This is a genomic window from Pseudorhodobacter turbinis, from assembly GCF_005234135.1.
Taxonomy (GTDB): Bacteria; Pseudomonadota; Alphaproteobacteria; order Rhodobacterales; family Rhodobacteraceae; genus Pseudorhodobacter; species Pseudorhodobacter turbinis.
The window spans coordinates 362,967-379,829 of sequence record NZ_CP039964.1 but is presented as its reverse complement, the minus strand read 5'-3'; the positions used below and the strand labels follow the sequence as shown (position 1 = coordinate 379,829).

Below are 16,863 nucleotides of genomic sequence, written 5' to 3'. Positions count from 1 at the left end.
GGTTGATGCCGTGATGGCACCGCTGCACGCATATGTCGGATCGGACGTGGAGAGCCTTGCTTTGAGACGCGCTTCAAGATGCGCAGCAGACATTTTCGGCTTTTTCCACGAACCTCGTCCGGTGAGGGACGACCCCGTCAGGTTGGTGATGGCGTTTTAGATCATGCTTTGCCTCCCACCTGATCCTGACGGAATTCCGTGCCATCAATCCACATCCGGTGGAGCAAGACGGCGAGTTTGCGTGCGACAGCCACAACGGCGCGGCGACGCCCCTTGGTGCGCATCAACCGCATGCCCCACGATTTGATCTGAGACCCGGCCATCGTTCGCATGAGCAAAGCGTTGGCCGCGGCGTACAAAGTTGCGCGGACGTCTCTGTCCCCCGCTTTCGATATGCGGCCAGGATTGTCGTGCTCACCAGACTGGTATCGTCGCGGTGTCAGCCCAAAATGCGCGCCAACAGTGCGAGATCGTTTGAAGCGCGTCGGATCGTCCACAGCGGCTTTGAAAGTCAGGGATGCAATCGGACCAACGCCTGGGACCGTCATCATCCGCATGCACACCTCATCATGACTGGCAGCGCGTTTGACGCGCCGATCCAGTTCCAGAAAGTGCTGATACAAAACCACACGTGCGTCCAAGAGTGGCACCAAAGCGTGGGTCAGAACTTCATCCATCTCGATCAACGGTCGCACGACACCGTCAAAACTGCCGTGCTTCACGGTCATGGGCAGGCGAATGCCAAAGATCTTCAACAGCCCACGAACCTCATTGGCGAGGTCCATCGTCTTCTTCAAAAGCGCTTTGCGGGTGCTCAGCAATGCACGGACGCCATGCGCTTCACGGCTCTTCATGTGAACAGGGCTGAACCAACCGGTGCGCAGTACTTGCGCGATGCCGCGTGCGTCATTTTTGTCTGTCTTGTTGCGCATTGCCGACAGCGCTGCATTCACCTGACGTGCTTCCATGCAGACAACGTCAAAACCTTCCGCTTTCAGGCCATGGAACAGATGCTGGCTCATGGTGCCGGCTTCAAAACCAACCCGTTCAATCGGATGGGGAAACGTTCCAAGATACTCAGCGATGTGGCTGACCTCGCATGGCAGCTCTCGCTCAAGCAGTACCTTTCCCTTGCTATCAACAATGCAAAGCGCACAGGATCGCAGCGACACGTCTATTCCGGCAAAATATTCCATTTCTCATCTCCCTTGTTCACAGTAATCCTGTGATCTTATCGGGAGCTCGACCTCAGAACAGAGGGCAGCCCAATTACGCATGCTTTGGGGAAACTGCACTGCGGCGAAGGTATGATTGGCCAATGACCGGTCTGGGCCGGTCACATCATATCACGGGCAAATTGGTGCGTGGCTAAGTGCCACCCTTCCAATCTGCACCGATGAAGACCTGCACGACGCCCCATTGCATAAAATTCTGGTCAGAGCGCTACAGTGTTATCTCCATTCTTGCTCAGGTGTCACGTGGGACGCTGGACGTATTGCGCATGGCGCAAAAAAAATGCCACCGCAAATCCAAGCCAGTTACTGGACGGAAAACAAATTATTCAGAAAATCGGCGACTTTCGCCCGTATAGGTTGAAAGTCGCCTCAATTTAGCCCCCGCCAGAAAACCTTTGCCCCCAAATCGGAAAACCTTACCCCGATTCCGGAAGAACTATGCCCCGACGGACAACAGCCAATCCAAAAATCAGCTACAGCCGGACGTTCCACCGCAGGTGTTACACTTCATGCAGGTCCCGTTGCGAACCAAAGTGTAGTTGCCACATTCGTTGCAGGCTTCCCCCTCATATCCTTGCATCTTGGCCTTAGTGCGGGCGTCCATAGTCATGGTGGCACTGCTGGTGGTGGTAACGGTGGATGACACCGATTGGGCCGTCTGCGGCATTAAAGTATTCAGTACTGAAACCGCATCCGTGCCGGTTGAAAGCGCGGTTGCCCCCATACCGCCCTGCAAGATCGTCAGCTCTTGGGGCAGCCGCTTGCGCAGATAGCCGGTAGAGGAGATCTGGCGCAGCACTTCCAGCCCGCGGCTTGCCGCCGTGTCGGTAACGTCGTTGACGTTCAGCTTGCCTTCGTCATTGCCGCCGCCCAAGGCATCAAATGTGGCCCCTTGCGGTTTGACATGGGCAAGATCTGTGCGGTCCAGATAGGATACGGCCAGCTCCCGAAAGATATAATCAAGGATCGAGGTCGCATTTTTGATGCTGTCATTGCCTTGCACCATGCCGGCAGGCTCAAACTTGGTGAAGGTAAATGCCTCGACGAATTCCTCCAACGGGACGCCGTATTGCAGGCCTACCGATACCGCGATGGCAAAGTTGTTCATCATCGCGCGGAAACCCGCACCTTCCTTGTGCATGTCGATGAAGATCTCGCCAAGCGTACCGTCTTTGTATTCGCCAGTGCGCAGATAAACCTTATGCCCGCCGATCAATGCCTTTTGGGTATAGCCCTTGCGGCGTTCCGGCAGTTTTTCGCGGTGGGATTTGACGATTTCGCGGACAATCACCTTCTCGACGATCTTCTCGGCCAAAACGACCGCTTTTTCCTGATCGGATCCGTTTGCGAGGATCTCTTCGGCCTCGTCGTCATCTTCAACCAAGGCCGAGGCCAAGGGTTGCGACAGTTTCGATCCGTCACGGTAAAGCGCGTTGGCCTTGATGCCCAGCGAGTGCGACAGCTCATAGGCGGCCAGTGTTTCGCCGATGGTGGCAGTGTTGGGCATGTTGATCGTCTTGGAAATCGCCCCCGAGATAAAGGACTGTGCCGCCGCCATCATGTGGATATGGCTTGCAACCGACAGATAACGCTTGCCTTTGCGGCCACAGGCATTGGCGCAATCAAAGACCCCGTAATGATCTGCTTTGAGGAAAGGTGCGCCTTCCAGCGTCATGGTGCCGCAAATATGCTCATTCGCCTGCTCGATCTGGGCCTTGGTGAACCCGAGGTGACGCAGCAAGTCAAAGGTCGGATCGGCCAGCTTTTCGGCCGGAATGCCCAAGGTGCCTTTGCAGAATTCCTCGCCCAATGTCCATTGGTTGAACACAAAGCGGATATCAAATGCCGCCGCCAGCGCGTCTTCGACCTTTTCGATCTCACGTGGGCCAAAGCCGTGGCCGACAAGCGAGGTGTGGTTGATGCCGGGGCAATTGCCAAGTGATCCGTGACCAACCGCATAGGCGATGATCTCGGCGATCTGGGCAGAACCGTAACCCAGCTTTTCCAAGGCGGCGGGCACCGATTGGTTGATGATCTTGAAATAACCACCGCCAGCCAGCTTTTTGAACTTCACCAAGGCAAAGTCAGGTTCAATGCCAGTGGTGTCGCAATCCATCACCAGCCCGATCGTGCCTGTGGGGGCGACAACGGTGGTTTGGGCGTTGCGGAAACCGTGCGCCTCACCCAAGGCAAGCGCCTCATCCCAAGCGCCCATGGCCAGAGAGATCAATGTCTCGTCGGGGCAATTGGCATGGTCAAGGGCAACCGGATTGACGTTCAACCCGTCATAGGCACCGGAGGCATGGGCCGCCGCGCGGTGGTTGCGGATGACCCGCAGCATATGGTCGCGGTTGCGGGCAAAGCCCGGAAAAGCGCCCAGCTCACCCGCCATTTCGGCCGAAGTCGCATAGGAAACGCCCGTCATCAGCGCCGAGAGCGCACCGCAAAGCGCGCGGCCTTCATCGGAATCGTAGCTGAAGCCCATGTTCATCAACAGCCCGCCGATATTGGCAAAGCCAAGCCCCAGCGTGCGGAAATCATAGGACCGCTGTGCGATTTCCCGAGAGGGGAATTGCGCCATCATCACCGATATTTCCAGCGTCACGGTCCACAAGCGCGAGGCGTGGACATAGGCACCGCTATCGAACCGGCCATCCTTGTAAAAGGTCAGCAGGTTCATCGAGGCAAGGTTACAGGCCGTATCGTCAAGGAACATATATTCCGAGCACGGGTTGGAGCCGCGGATCGCGCCATCCTCGGGGCAAGTGTGCCAGGCGTTGACCGTATCGTGGAACTGGATCCCGGGATCGGCGCAGGCCCATGCGGCATGGCCGACCTGATCCCACAAATCCCGCGCTTTGACCGTCTTGGAAACGCTGCCGTCTGTGCGGTTGATCAGATCCCAATCGCCATCTTCTTTGATCGCTTGCAAGAATGCATCGGTCACACGGATGGAGTTGTTGGAGTTCTGCCCCGCAACGCTCGAATAGGCTTCGGAGTCCCAATCTGTATCATAGGTCGGGAATTCAATGCTGTCGTGGCCCTGTTTTGCGTAGTCCAGAACCCGTTTGATGTAGGTTTCCGGAATCGCCACTTTTTTAGCATCTTTGATCGCGGCTTTGAGGCCGGGATTGTCCTTGGGCTCATAGGCGGCCTCAACCGCGCCGTCCCATGCTTTGATCGCCGCGAAAATCGCGTTCAGCTTTTGCTCGTGCATCTTGGAGCCGGCAACGATGCTGGCAACCTTCTGCTCTTCGATCACTTTCCAGTTGATGAAATCCTCAATATCGGGGTGGTCGGCGTCGACGATCACCATCTTGGCCGCGCGCCGTGTGGTGCCGCCCGATTTGATCGCCCCCGCCGCGCGGTCGCCGATCTTCAGAAAGCCCATGAGCCCCGAGGATTTCCCCCCGCCAGAGAGCTTCTCCCCTGCCCCGCGCAGGCTGGAAAAATTGGTGCCGGTGCCAGAGCCGTATTTGAACAGACGCGCCTCACGCACCCACAAATCCATAATGCCACCATCGCCGACCAGATCATCGGCGACCGACTGGATAAAGCAGGCATGGGGCTGCGGATGCTCATAGGCGCTGGTGGATTTTGTCAGCTTGCCGGTCGCGTGATCCACATAGTAATGGCCCTGGCTTGGCCCGTCGATGCCGTAAGCCCAATGCAGGCCGGTGTTGAACCACTGCGGGCTGTTCGGCGCGGCCATCTGGTTGGCCAGCATATAGCGCATCTCGTCGTAATAGGCGCGCGCATCGGCCTGCGTGGTGAAATAGCCACCCTTCCAGCCCCAATAGGTCCATGCGCCGGCCAAACGGTCAAACACCTGTTTCGCCGAGGTTTCGCCGACAAAGCGCTCGTCTTCGGGCAGTTTCGCCAATGCGTCCTCATCGGGGACAGAGCGGTACAAGAATGCGGGCATGCCCTTTTCACGCACGGTTTTAAGCCGTGCCGGAACGCCTGCCTTGCGGAAATACTTCTGGGCCAGCACGTCAGAGGCAACCTGGCTCCAGCTTGCCGGAACCTCTACTGCGTCGTTATGGAATACGATCGTGCCGTCAGGGTTTCGGATCTCGGATACCATTGTCGTGAAATCCATCGCGCCGTACGCGCCTGTGGCCTCTGTCGTGAATTTCCGCTCGATTTTCATTTTGCCCCGTCTCCGACTTGTTGCAGGCGGCTTCGCGCCCGAGATTTTTGCATCAAAATCCGCCACGCCCGCGTCGTTAACCAAAACGACTTGCGAAAACCCTTTTGGGCCTTACTCGCTCATAGGTTGTAGTTCGAATTTCAGCATTACCACATGTAGTGTCTCAATGCGGCATTTAGGCAAACTGTCGTATTTCCCAATAGGGATCAACGGATAAATTCTCTCTATCCACAGATATTTCTTGTGCCTGTGGGTGAAATTTGTTTGCCCCAAGTTTTACTGGGGTTTTCGCGAAACTTAGTTAATTTTTGCGGGCAAACCCGCCCCGCCAGCTTTCCCCAATGTTTCGGCAAGCTTACCACAAATGGTTAATTTTTGGGGTCAAACGTTAATATACCACTAAATATAGCCCCAAGGGCCGAATCAGCGGATCCCGAAATCGAGCGGCCGGATGCGTTGTGTTGCCGAGCGGCGACAGTATGAAAAAGTTGCCCTCTCCCGTGTTCAGCTGCCCATCCGGCCCTGCGGCCACTCTTTGCCTTTCCGGCACCATGCAGCTTGCAATTTCGCCAAAGGACAGCACATTCTTTTACAGTACGTGGTTCTTAAAAGGAGTCTCCTCATATGAGTTTATTTTCAACACTTGCCAAAGTCGCCGTCGGCGTCGTGATTGCCAAAGGCGTAAGCCATGTGTCGCGCAACGGCATGCCCAAACTGGGCAGCGGCGGAATCGGGGGCATGCTTGAAAGCCTTGGCGGGGCCTCTCGCGCGAATGCGGATGCGCGCGGACCACATACCTCGGGCTTGGGCGGATTGCTGGCACAGGCGGGTCCTGCGCTTAGCGGCCTTCTGGGCGGGCAAGCCTCCCAAAGCGCAGATACGGGCCTCAACCCTGCATTCAATCCCGCCATTCTCGGCCAAGCTGGCGCAGCACCCAGCCGCGATCAGGAACTCGCCGCCGCTTTATTGCTGCGCGCAATGGTCCAGGCCGCGATGGCCGATGGCAAACTTGATGACGCCGAGCGCGCCAAGTTAATGGAACATCTGGAGGAAGCCTCTCAGGCAGAGCGCGCCTATGTCACCAGCCTATTTGAACAGCAGCCCGATATTGATGGTCTCACCGCCGATGTGCCCCACGGGATGGAAGAGCAGGTTTATCTGGTCTCTCTCATGGCGATTGATCTGGATAGTCAGGCCGAGGCTCAATACCTCCACGGGCTTGCCCAAGGGCTTGGACTCGACCAACCCGTGGTCAATGATATCCACCGGCAGGCGGGTGTTCCCCCGCTCTATGCCTGAACGCCTGAAATAGGGGTGGAGCCTGCGGCCCAAACTGCCTAAATGGGCCGCAGAAATGACGAATGGGGCGGATCCATGGCCAAAGACATCATCGCTCGTTGTGAGGCCAAGGGCCTGCGCATGACCGGGCAACGCCGCGTTGTGGCCCGCGTGATCGGAGAGGCCGAGGATCATCCCGATGTGGAGGAGCTCTATACGCGTGCCTCCGGCATTGATCCGCGCATCTCGCTTGCTACGGTTTACCGCAGTGTCAAACTGTTTGAAGAGGCTGGCATTCTGGAACGTCTGGAATTCGGCGATGGCCGCGCCCGCTATGAAGATGCCGAGCGCGACCACCACGACCATCTGATCGATATGCATTCCGGTGAAGTCATCGAATTCGTCGACCCCGAAATCGAGGCCCTGCAAGAACGTATTGCCGCACGGCTTGGCTATCACCTCAAAGGGCACCGGCTGGAACTATACGGCGTGCCAGTAAAGCCGAAATCAACATGAGCGATTCAGACAACACCCGCGCCAGCCTTTTGATGCTTGGCTCCATGGCCGCTTTTGCCTTTGAGGATTTGTTCCTCAAACGCTCTGCGACCGCGCTTAATCCCGGACAAGTTCTGGTAATGATCGGGACAGTGGGGGCTGTTTGCTTCTGGCTGGCTGCCGCATCCAAGGGTCAGGTGATCCTGACGCGGCGTGCCTTTGCACCCGCGGCCCTGCTGCGCTCGGTCTGTGAGGGCTTGGCAAGCCTGCTATATGTCACCGCCCTGTCACTGATCCCGCTTTCGACCAATGCGGCCCTGCTGCAGGCCTCGCCCCTGGTGGTGACGATGGGGGCGGCGCTGTTCTTGCGCGAGCCTGTGGGCTGGCGGCGGTGGTCGGCGATCTTGGTCGGGTTTATCGGGGTGCTAATCGTCTTGCGGCCCGGCACCGAAGGGTTCCAGATCGCGGGACTTTTGACCGTTGCCAGCGTGATCGCCCTTGCCGCGCGCGACCTTTCCACCCGGATGATGCCCTCCGATATCGGCACGTTCCAGCTTACCACTTGGGCCTATATCTCGATTGTCCCTGCGGGGATATTGCTGATGGCGATCAATGGCGCCACGCCGGTGCTGACAATTCCCGCAAACCAGTGGCCTGATCTGATCGGCGCGCTCCTCACCGGGCTTGTCGGCTATTGGGCGGTTACGGCGGCAATGCGCGTGGGTGAGGTGTCTTTCGTTGCCCCATTCCGATATTCGCGGCTGGTCTTTGCGGTGATCCTTGCGACGCTTTTCCTAGGCGAGCGTCCTGATATCTGGATGATCGCAGGCTCCACCCTCATCATCGGCTCCGGTCTCTATACCTTCGCCCGGGAGCGCAACCTGCGCCGCCGCGCCCGCCTTCAAACCCTTTCCAAAGTGCCCGTCACACGCTAAACAACCTCACCGCATCAATAGCCTCGGAGGCCCCATGTCCACCATCGTAGATATCCACGCTCGCGAAATCCTAGACAGCCGGGGCAACCCCACTGTTGAGGTTGACGTCCACCTTGAAAGTGGCGTGATGGGCCGCGCAGCCGTGCCATCGGGCGCCTCCACCGGCGCACATGAGGCGGTTGAAATGCGCGACGGCGACATGTCCCGCTACATGGGCAAAGGCGTTCTGGATGCCGTTGCCGCCGTCAACGGTGAAATTGCCGAAGAGCTGGTCGGTTTCGACGCGATGGAACAGGTCGGCATTGACCGCACCATGATTGAAATGGACGGCACGCCGAACAAATCCCGCCTTGGCGCAAACGCGATCCTTGGTGTGTCACTGGCGGTCGCCAAAGCTGCGGCTGAAATCTCGGGCCAGCCGCTGTTCCGCTATATCGGCGGCACCTCGGCACGCATGTTGCCTGTGCCGATGATGAACATCATCAACGGCGGCGAACATGCTGATAACCCTATTGATATTCAAGAATTCATGATCATGCCTGTCGCTGCGGAAAACATCCGCGACGCCGTGCGCATGGGCTCCGAAGTGTTCCACACGTTGAAAAAAGAGCTGTCGGCTGCCGGTCTTTCCACCGGTATCGGCGATGAGGGCGGCTTCGCACCAAATCTTAGCTCTACCCGCGATGCACTTGATTTTATTCTGAAATCTATCGAAAAGGCAGGCTATCGTCCGGGTGAGGATATCATGCTTGCGCTTGATTGCGCCTCCACCGAATATTTCAAGGGCGGCAAGTATGAGATGAAGGGCGAAGGCAAAACCCTGACATCCGATGAAAACGTCGATTACCTTGCAGCCCTTTGCGATGCCTATCCGATCATCTCGATTGAGGACGGCATGGCCGAGGATGACTGGGACGGCTGGAAGCTGTTGACCGAGCGTTTGGGTGGCAAAGTCCAGCTGGTCGGCGATGACCTGTTTGTCACCAACCCTATCCGTCTGGCGCAGGGTATCGCGCAGGGCTGCGCCAACTCCATGCTGGTCAAGGTCAACCAGATCGGCACGCTGACAGAAACGCTGGAAGCGGTCGAGATGGCCCACCGTGCGCGCTACACCAACGTCATGTCACACCGTTCGGGCGAGACCGAGGATGCGACCATCGCCGACCTTGCCGTTGCCACCAATTGCGGCCAGATCAAAACCGGATCGCTTGCGCGGTCCGACCGGTTGGCAAAATACAACCAGTTGATACGTATCGAGGAAATGCTGGGCGAAACGGCTGAATATGCAGGACGCTCTATCCTCAAGGCCTAAAGCACCACGCCCCTGCCGATATCCATCGGCGGGGGCACCCCTTTTGGGGGCCCGAATGTAGCGGGTACAAAATTGCGCTGGCGCAAAGCCATAGGCAGCGCTAATGCGGTTATATGACACAGCTCGCCCCAAAAAACACCGATACTCTGCGTGGCTTTATTTACGCGTTTTCAGCGTATTTCATTTGGGGTTTTTTGCCGCTTTATATGAAGGCGCTGGCACATGTCCCGCCGCAAGAGGTCATCGTCCACCGCGTCATTTGGTCCCTGCCTATCGCCGCTGCCGTGTTGCTGTATCAAGGCCGCACGGCCGAGCTGCGGCTTGCGCTGCGCACCCCTTTGACCTTGTTCATGGGGGCGGTGGCGGCCACGCTGATCTCGCTTAATTGGGGGGCTTATGTTTGGGCGATTGGCGCGGGCCACGCGCTTGATGCCGCCCTTGGCTACTACATCAACCCGCTGTTTAGCATCCTTCTTGGCGCGATCTTGCTACAGGAACGGATCGCCCCGCTGCAAAAGGCTGCGGTGGCGTTGGCTGCACTGGCGGTTGTGGTGCTGACCGTCGACCTGGGCCGTTTGCCGGTGGTCGCAGTGATCTTGATGGTCACATGGGGGTTTTACGCCTACCTTAAAAAGCAGCTTCCTATTGGCCCGAACCAAGGCTTCGCCCTAGAGGTGATTTTGCTTTCGCCCTTCGCGCTTGGCTATATGATCTATCTGCAAGTGCAGGGCAGCGGACATTTCTTGATGGGCAATGCTTGGGATACCGGTCTTTTGCTGGGCTGCGGTGTGGTCACAGCCGTGCCTTTGATGTTTTATGCAAATGGTGCCAAGGGCTTGCGGCTTTCAACCATTGGCATCATGCAATATATCGCGCCAACCATGATCATGCTCACTGCCGTGTTCATCTTCAAAGAGCCCTTTGGCATCGCGCGTATGATCGCCTTCCCGATGATCTGGGTTGCCCTTGTGCTTTATACCCTTTCGATGTTCCGGGACCGCAAACGCAAACCTGCGCTTTAAGGTCGGCTGATCTGCCCGCCCCCGATCGTCGCGCGCACACCTGTTGTGCCGGGACCGGATGTGGGCAGGCCCATCGCGACCCGCACCGCGAGATAGGCAAAGGCCTGCGCCTCCAGCATATCGCCATCAAGGCCGACAGCCTCTACCGGTGCCACGTCACAGCCCATCAGCTGGCCAAGCGCGGCCATGATCACCGCATTGTGCCGCCCGCCTCCTGTCACCAATAAACGGGAAACTGGGGCGGGAAAATGCTCTGCCCCTTTGGCGACGGCGGCGGCGGCGGCGGCGGTTAAGGTCGCGGCTGCATCTGCATCGGACAGCCCCGCAACGGCATCTGACAGGCTGTCAAAATCATTGCGGTCCAGCGATTTCGGAGGCATTTTCAAGAAATACGGATGCGCAAGAAATCTGTCCAGAATTCCCGCATCCGGCACACCGCTTGCAGCCAAAGCCCCGCCTTTGTCACAGTCCAACCCCAAGCGGGCCTGCATCAGGTCATTGATCGGCGCATTGGCAGGCCCTGTATCAAAGGCCACACAGACCCCCGCCTCCTCCGCCTTGGCAAAGCGCGGGTCCACCCATGTCAGATTTCCCACCCCGCCAAGGTTTAAAAAAGCCAAGGGTGCATCAGCCCCGATATATTTCGCACAGGCAAAATGGAAAAACGGCGCCAGCGGTGCGCCCTGCCCGCCCATCTCGACATCGGCGGTGCGGAAATCCCAAACCACCGGCAGGCCCAGAACCTGCGCCAAAACTGCGCCCGATCCCGCCTGATGCGTGCCCCGCCCGCCCGGATCATGTGCCAGCGTTTGCCCGTGGAAGCCCACCAGCTCTGCACCGTCAAACAGGCCCAGAACGGCTGCATGGGCGGCCTCAACCACCTCAGCCACGTCCTCTACGCCCGAATCATCCTGCCAAAGCCCGAAGCCCGCACGGATCGCCTCTCGCTGTGCCGGGGTGTATTCGCGGTAAGCGGTATGGCCAAATTCGAGCAGGTTTTGCCCGTCGGTTAGCACCATCGCCGCATCCACCCCGTCAAGCGAAGTGCCAGACATCGCCCCCAATGCCCAAACCGGCCCCGCCTTCAACATTCAAGCCCCCTTTGACGCCACGCTATCGTCCCGCTATACGCGCATGATCTTAAATTCCTATAAAGCACGAGTGACCCATGACCTACCATGCAAAATCGGATTTCATGCGCGTGATGATGGAGCGCGGCTTTCTGGCCGACTGCACCGACTATCAGGCGTTGGACGAAGCTTTGGTGAAGGGCGTCGTGCCAACCTATATCGGCTATGATGCCACGGCCAAATCGCTTCACGTCGGGCATCTGTTGAACATCATGATGCTGCGCTGGCTGCAAAAGACCGGCCACAAGCCGATCACCCTGATGGGCGGCGGCACGACCAAGGTCGGCGATCCCAGCTTTCGCGCCGATGAACGGCCATTGCTGTCGCCGGAACAGATCGGCGAGAACATCAACGGCATGCAGCAGGTGTTTGCAAAATACCTGCGCTATGGCGACGGGCCGAGTGACGCGATCATGCTCAACAATGCGGAATGGCTGGACGGGTTGAACTACCTTGATTTTCTGCGCGATATCGGGCGTTACTTTTCCATCAACCGGATGCTGTCGTTCGAGAGCGTGAAATCCCGGCTTGACCGCGAACAAAGCCTGTCCTTCCTTGAATTCAACTATATGATCCTGCAAGCCTATGATTTTCTTGAGCTTAATCGCCGTTATGGCTGTGTGTTGCAGATGGGCGGATCGGACCAATGGGGCAATATCATCAACGGGATCGACCTGACACGGCGGGTGTTGGATACGCAGATCTTCGGGCTGACCTCACCTTTGCTGACCACCTCTGACGGGCGCAAAATGGGCAAAAGCCAGGGCGGGGCGATGTGGCTGAACGCCGATATGCTTTCGCCTTATGAGTTCTGGCAGTTCTGGCGCAACACCACCGATGCCGATGTCGGCCGGTTCCTGAAGCTTTATACCGAACTACCGGTTGAAGAATGTGACCGGCTTGCAGCGCTTGAAGGCTCCGAGATCAACGCCGCCAAAGTGATTCTGGCCAATGAGGTGACAACCCTTTGCCACGGTGCCGATGCCGCGGCCAATGCCGAGGCCACCGCGCGCGAGGTTTTTGAGAAGGGTGGCACCGGCGAGGATTTGCCGACCTTCAAGGTCTCTGCGCAGGACTTGGCCGAGGGGGTTTCGGTGTCATCGCTGTTTGTGAAATCGGGACTGTCGAAATCGGGCAAAGATGCCAAGCGGTTGATTGCCGAGGGTGGCGCGCGGCTGAATGATGAGGCTGTGACCGAGGCGGGCCAGATGATCACCGCCGCCGATCTTGCACAGCCGATCAAGCTGACCGCAGGGCGCAAACGTCATGCGCTGATTGTGATGGCATAAAACGGCTTCGGCCCATCCCCGCAAACATCGGGGATGGGCCAATTTATTATCTCTGAACGGTTACGGAAACCATCTTGTCGGGGTCGGAAACCTCGCCATTGCTTCCGGCACCCAGTTTGATCTGATCGACCACATCCATGCCATCAATCACGCGGCCCACGACCGTATACTGACCATCCAAAAACGGTCCCGGCGCGAACATGATGAAGAACTGGCTATTGGCGGAATCGGGGCTTTGGCTGCGGGCCATGCCGACGATGCCGCGCGCAAAGCTTTCATCTGAAAACTCTGCCGGGATATTTGGCAGGTCGGACCCACCCATACCTGCGCGCGACGTATCACCACTGGACTGACCGTATTGCACATCGCCGGTCTGGGCCATGAAGCCGTTGATCACGCGGTGGAAAACGACGCCATCATAGGCGCCTTTTTCGGCCAGCGTCGTGATCTGGGTCACATGCTTAGGCGCCAGATCGGGCAGCATGTCGATCACGACCGTGCCTTTTGCATCGCCGTCCATCTCAATCACAAGGTTCGGGCCGGGGCCGTCAACAGCCTGCGCCATCGCGGGTGTCGCGGTTTGGGAGAGCGTCCAGCCCCCCAAAACCGCCAGCCCGACTGCAAAGAAACCGCCTGCGATCAGCGTGTCCTTACGCATCAGCGGCAACCTTGACCGAGATCATGCGGTCAGGCGCTTCGGGTGGCTCGCCTTTGACGATCGCATCCACATGTTCCATCCCGGAAATCACGCGGCCATAAACCGTGTATTGCCCGTTCAGGAAATCATTGTCTTTGAAGTTAATGAAAAACTGGCTGTTGGCCGAGTTCGGGTTCGACGAACGTGCCGCCCCCAAAGTGCCGCGCGCGTGGGGCAGCTTGGAAAACTCTGCCGGAAGGTCGGGCTTGTCGGAACCGCCCGTTCCTGCGCGGCGCACATTAAAGCCGTCTTCCATATCGCCGTGCTCTACATCGCCGGTCTGGGCCATGAAGCCGTCGATCACGCGGTGAAAGCAAACGTTGTCATAAGCGCCTTCACGGGCCAGCTCTTTCATACGTTTGGTATGTTCCGGTGCGACGTCTGCAAGCAGTTCAATCACGACGGTACCGTTCTTGAGTTCCATCAGGATCGTGTTTTCGGGGTCTTTGATATCGGCCATTTGGCGCTCCTGTTGCTTTTATGTGGCGCAACCTAATCATCCATGGCCGCGATGAAAAGGGCTAACCATTGACGCGGGTGCAGGGATAGGGTGGAAAGGGGCAACAGAACGCATGGAGGCCGAGATGGCTTGGAAAACACTGGATGACATGGACTTGAACGGCAAAGTTGCGCTGGTGCGGGTGGATTTGAACGTGCCCATGTCCGGCGGCAAGGTAACGGATGCCACCCGTATTGAGCGGATCATCCCGACGGTGGCGGATATTCTGGCCAAGGGCGGCAAGCCCGTGCTGCTGGCGCATTTCGGTCGGCCCAAGGGGGCCGTGGTGCCAGAGATGAGCCTGGACCAGGTGGTCCCGGCCCTCCAAGCCGCTTTGGGTGATGTTAAGGTGAGCTTTGCCAGTGACTGCATCGGCGCACCTGCGAAAACGGCCGTGGCCGCGATGGGGGTCAAAGAGGTGGTCTTGTTGGAAAATACCCGTTTCCATGCAGGCGAAGAGAAAAACGACGCGATGCTGGCCGCAAGCATGGCCGCCTTGGGCGATGTCTATGTCAATGATGCGTTTTCGGCCGCACACCGCGCCCATGCCAGCACCGAGGCGATTGCCCGGCTTTTGCCCAATTGCGCAGGCCGTTTGATGCAAGCCGAGTTGACAGCGCTAGAGGCCGCTTTGGGCAACCCTGCCCGTCCGGTGGCGGCCGTCGTTGGCGGGGCCAAGGTTTCGACCAAGCTGGACCTGCTGGGCAACCTTGTGACCAAGGTCGATCATCTGATCATCGGCGGCGGCATGGCCAATACCTTTCTGGTGGCACAAGGGATCGAGGTCGGAAAATCCCTTGCCGAACGGGACATGACCGAAACAGCGCTTGAAATTCTTGCCAAGGCAAAACAGGCCGGCTGCACCATCCACCTGCCAAGCGATATCGTGGTCGCGCGTGAGTTCAAGGAAGGCGCCGCCTCTGAGGTTTTGCCTGCAAGCGCCTGCCCCGAGGATGCGATGATCCTTGATGCCGGCCCTGAAAGCGTCGCCCATATCGCCGAGGTATTCACCAATTCCCGCACCTTGATCTGGAACGGCCCGCTGGGTGCGTTTGAAATCTCTCCCTTTGACGCGGCCACCAATACTGCCGCACAAAAGGCCGGCGCTTTGACGGGCGAAGGCAGCCTTGTCTCGGTTGCGGGCGGCGGTGACACCGTGGCCGCGCTGAACAAAGCAGGGGTCGCGGATCAATTCACCTATATTTCGAGCGCAGGCGGTGCGTTCCTGGAGTGGATGGAGGGCAAGGATCTCCCCGGCGTTGCCGTCCTCAAGGATTGACACAACCCGAACGGGATTTCTCCGGCCTTTCGCAAGTCGTTAGCGCCAACAGAATTGAACGCATCCGCGCTTAGGGCTATGTCCGCTTTCAATCGGGCTTCGGGCCCTTTCGTGAACAGATAAGGATTTGACGATGGCGAAGACCAAAATGGCCGAACATATGACCAAAGGCGCAGGCTTTATCGCGGCGTTGGATCAAAGCGGCGGCTCCACCCCCAAGGCGCTGCGGCTTTATGGCGTTGAGGAAAGCGCCTATAGCACCGACGCCGAGATGTTCGATATGGTTCACGCCATGCGCGCCCGGATCATGAAGTCGCCTGCATTTAATGGCGAAAAAGTTGTCGGCGCGATCTTGTTTGAAGCAACCATGGACCGCGACGTCGACGGGATTCCCACCGCACAATACCTGTGGGAAAAACGCGGCGTTGTGCCTTTTTTGAAAATCGACAAGGGGCTTGAGGATGAGGCCAACGGCGTGCAGCTGCTAAAGCCCATCCCCGGCCTTACCGAGCTTTTGGCACGTGCGGCAAAGGCGGGCATTTTCGGCACCAAGGAACGTTCTGTCATTAATGCGGCCAACCCAAAGGGCATTGAGGCGATCGTTGCCCAGCAATTCGCCTTGGGGGCAGAGGTTACTGCCGCTGGACTGATGCCAATTTTGGAGCCCGAGGTCACCATCACCATCGCCGACAAGGCAGAGGCCGAAGAGCTGCTGCGCGACGCAATCTTGCGCCATCTGGACGCGCTGCCTGCTGGTCAAAAGGTCATGCTCAAGCTGTCTTTGCCCACAAAAGCAAATCATTACAAAGCTTTGGTGGATCACCCTGCGGTGATGAAGGTTGTCGCCCTCTCGGGTGGGTATTCGCGGGATGAAGCAAACCGGATGCTGTCGCAAAACGCAGGCATGATCGCCAGCTTTAGCCGTGCGCTTTCCGAAGGGCTGAACGCAGGGCAGACCGATGCAGAGTTCGACGCAACGCTTGCCAAAGCAATCGACGCGATCCACGCCGCCTCTGTCGCAGGCTAATTTCCGGCCGGATCGGTAAAATAATAAGGAGTTTCCCTTCGGGGGGATTCCTTTTGTGATTCGTCTGTGCCATTATCAAAACCACCCCCGAACAACATGGGGAGTTGAGGCAAAATATGACGACCCAGAAATCACGCCCCGCAATTACATCACTTTTATTGATGATGGCTGCCGTCTCTCTTGGCGGCTATTTTACGTTTGCCGCCGTGCAGGGCGATTACGGTGTTTTCCGTCAGGTGCAACTTCGCGCCGAGGAACGCAGCCTGACCGAGCAGCGCGACAAGCTGCGCGCCGAGCTGGAGCGGATGCAAAACCTGACCTTGCGCCTTTCAGACAGCTACCTTGATCTTGATCTTCTGGATGAGCAGGCCCGCGATGTGCTGGGCTACCTGCGCGCCGATGAGATCGTTATCCGCTAACCCCCACCCCAAGCCTATCTTTCCTTAACGGCGCCAAGCCGACGGATGCTTGCAAGTTTTTTCCTTGTTTTTCCGTATTGCCCTCGATAGTTT

Annotated in this window: 14 protein-coding genes; 9 read left to right on the top strand and 5 right to left on the bottom strand. The window is 57.9% G+C overall.

Annotated elements, in window-relative coordinates:
- Nucleotides 1–161 precede the first annotated feature (161 nt).
- Nucleotides 162–1,196, bottom strand: a complete 1,035-nt coding sequence (locus tag EOK75_RS01695) for an IS110 family RNA-guided transposase (protein WP_137192312.1) — start codon at nt 1,194–1,196, stop codon at nt 162–164.
- A 508-nt stretch (nt 1,197–1,704) separates the two neighbouring features.
- Nucleotides 1,705–5,388: a vitamin B12-dependent ribonucleotide reductase gene (locus tag EOK75_RS01690; protein ID WP_137192311.1), complete on the bottom strand. Its 3,684-nt coding sequence runs from the start codon at nt 5,386–5,388 to the stop codon at nt 1,705–1,707.
- Between the two features lie 624 nt (nt 5,389–6,012).
- Here EOK75_RS01690 and EOK75_RS01685 point away from each other — a divergent pair.
- The 5 genes from EOK75_RS01685 (at nt 6,013) to rarD (ending at nt 10,430) form a co-directional block, all read left to right on the top strand.
- Nucleotides 6,013–6,687, top strand: a complete 675-nt coding sequence (locus tag EOK75_RS01685) for a DUF533 domain-containing protein (RefSeq protein WP_137192310.1) — start codon at nt 6,013–6,015, stop codon at nt 6,685–6,687.
- Between the two features lie 75 nt (nt 6,688–6,762).
- Nucleotides 6,763–7,182 carry a Fur family transcriptional regulator gene (locus EOK75_RS01680; protein WP_137192309.1) on the top strand — a complete coding sequence of 140 codons (420 nt, stop codon included), beginning with the start codon at nt 6,763–6,765 and terminating at the stop codon, nt 7,180–7,182.
- Nucleotides 7,179–8,096, top strand: coding sequence for a DMT family transporter (locus EOK75_RS01675; RefSeq protein WP_137192308.1), 918 nt, complete (start codon nt 7,179–7,181; stop codon nt 8,094–8,096). The genes EOK75_RS01680 and EOK75_RS01675 overlap by 4 nt, the downstream gene beginning before the upstream one ends.
- A 34-nt stretch (nt 8,097–8,130) precedes the next feature.
- Nucleotides 8,131–9,408, top strand: coding sequence for a phosphopyruvate hydratase (eno, locus tag EOK75_RS01670; RefSeq protein WP_137192307.1), 1,278 nt, complete (start codon nt 8,131–8,133; stop codon nt 9,406–9,408).
- A 113-nt stretch (nt 9,409–9,521) separates the two neighbouring features.
- Complete coding sequence (gene rarD / locus EOK75_RS01665) at nt 9,522–10,430, top strand: EamA family transporter RarD (RefSeq protein ID WP_137192306.1); 909 nt, start codon at nt 9,522–9,524, stop codon at nt 10,428–10,430.
- Here the strand turns inward: rarD and EOK75_RS01660 are convergent.
- Nucleotides 10,427–11,521 (bottom strand): anhydro-N-acetylmuramic acid kinase, encoded by a 1,095-nt coding sequence (locus EOK75_RS01660; protein WP_137192305.1) that lies wholly within the window; start codon nt 11,519–11,521, stop codon nt 10,427–10,429. The two genes, rarD and EOK75_RS01660, sit on opposite strands and share 4 nt — an antisense overlap.
- Nucleotides 11,522–11,598: 77 nt before the next feature.
- Here EOK75_RS01660 and tyrS point away from each other — a divergent pair, with 77 nt between their 5' ends.
- Nucleotides 11,599–12,849 carry a tyrosine--tRNA ligase gene (gene tyrS / locus EOK75_RS01655; RefSeq protein ID WP_137192304.1) on the top strand — a complete coding sequence of 417 codons (1,251 nt, stop codon included), beginning with the start codon at nt 11,599–11,601 and terminating at the stop codon, nt 12,847–12,849.
- Nucleotides 12,850–12,895: 46 nt separating this feature from the next.
- Here tyrS and EOK75_RS01650 read toward each other — a convergent pair whose 3' ends face one another.
- Nucleotides 12,896–13,507 (bottom strand): peptidylprolyl isomerase, encoded by a 612-nt coding sequence (locus EOK75_RS01650; protein WP_137192303.1) that lies wholly within the window; start codon nt 13,505–13,507, stop codon nt 12,896–12,898.
- Nucleotides 13,500–14,006, bottom strand: coding sequence for a peptidylprolyl isomerase (locus EOK75_RS01645; RefSeq protein WP_137192302.1), 507 nt, complete (start codon nt 14,004–14,006; stop codon nt 13,500–13,502). Before EOK75_RS01645 ends, EOK75_RS01650 begins: the two co-directional genes overlap by 8 nt.
- A gap of 124 nt (nt 14,007–14,130) precedes the next feature.
- Between EOK75_RS01645 and EOK75_RS01640 the strand changes: the two genes are divergently transcribed.
- From EOK75_RS01640 to EOK75_RS01630, 3 genes are all read left to right on the top strand, one after another.
- Nucleotides 14,131–15,324 carry a phosphoglycerate kinase gene (locus tag EOK75_RS01640; RefSeq protein ID WP_137192301.1) on the top strand — a complete coding sequence of 398 codons (1,194 nt, stop codon included), beginning with the start codon at nt 14,131–14,133 and terminating at the stop codon, nt 15,322–15,324.
- A 133-nt stretch (nt 15,325–15,457) separates the two neighbouring features.
- Nucleotides 15,458–16,351 (top strand): fructose bisphosphate aldolase, encoded by an 894-nt coding sequence (locus EOK75_RS01635; protein ID WP_137192300.1) that lies wholly within the window; start codon nt 15,458–15,460, stop codon nt 16,349–16,351.
- 116 nt (nt 16,352–16,467) lie between these two features.
- A complete protein-coding gene (locus EOK75_RS01630; RefSeq protein WP_137192299.1) occupies nt 16,468–16,770 on the top strand; it encodes an FtsB family cell division protein in 303 nt (100 codons plus the stop codon).
- The last annotated feature ends 93 nt before the right edge of the window (nt 16,771–16,863 follow it).

Excerpts from the sequence above, each read along its gene's own strand:
- EOK75_RS01635 (WP_137192300.1), top strand. The coding sequence starts at position 15,458 with ATGGCGAAGACCAAAATGGCCGAACATATGACCAAAGGCGCAGGCTTT.
- EOK75_RS01630 (WP_137192299.1), top strand. The coding sequence starts at position 16,468 with ATGACGACCCAGAAATCACGCCCCGCAATTACATCACTTTTATTGATG.
- EOK75_RS01685 (WP_137192310.1), top strand. The coding sequence starts at position 6,013 with ATGAGTTTATTTTCAACACTTGCCAAAGTCGCCGTCGGCGTCGTGATT.
- EOK75_RS01650 (WP_137192303.1), bottom strand. The coding sequence starts at position 13,507 with ATGCGTAAGGACACGCTGATCGCAGGCGGTTTCTTTGCAGTCGGGCTG.
- EOK75_RS01660 (WP_137192305.1), bottom strand. The coding sequence starts at position 11,521 with ATGTTGAAGGCGGGGCCGGTTTGGGCATTGGGGGCGATGTCTGGCACT.
- tyrS (WP_137192304.1), top strand. The coding sequence starts at position 11,599 with ATGACCTACCATGCAAAATCGGATTTCATGCGCGTGATGATGGAGCGC.
- eno (WP_137192307.1), top strand. The coding sequence starts at position 8,131 with ATGTCCACCATCGTAGATATCCACGCTCGCGAAATCCTAGACAGCCGG.
- EOK75_RS01645 (WP_137192302.1), bottom strand. The coding sequence starts at position 14,006 with ATGGCCGATATCAAAGACCCCGAAAACACGATCCTGATGGAACTCAAG.
- EOK75_RS01640 (WP_137192301.1), top strand. The coding sequence starts at position 14,131 with ATGGCTTGGAAAACACTGGATGACATGGACTTGAACGGCAAAGTTGCG.
- EOK75_RS01695 (WP_137192312.1), bottom strand. The coding sequence starts at position 1,196 with ATGGAATATTTTGCCGGAATAGACGTGTCGCTGCGATCCTGTGCGCTT.
- rarD (WP_137192306.1), top strand. The coding sequence starts at position 9,522 with ATGACACAGCTCGCCCCAAAAAACACCGATACTCTGCGTGGCTTTATT.
- EOK75_RS01690 (WP_137192311.1), bottom strand. The coding sequence starts at position 5,388 with ATGAAAATCGAGCGGAAATTCACGACAGAGGCCACAGGCGCGTACGGC.
- EOK75_RS01675 (WP_137192308.1), top strand. The coding sequence starts at position 7,179 with ATGAGCGATTCAGACAACACCCGCGCCAGCCTTTTGATGCTTGGCTCC.
- EOK75_RS01680 (WP_137192309.1), top strand. The coding sequence starts at position 6,763 with ATGGCCAAAGACATCATCGCTCGTTGTGAGGCCAAGGGCCTGCGCATG.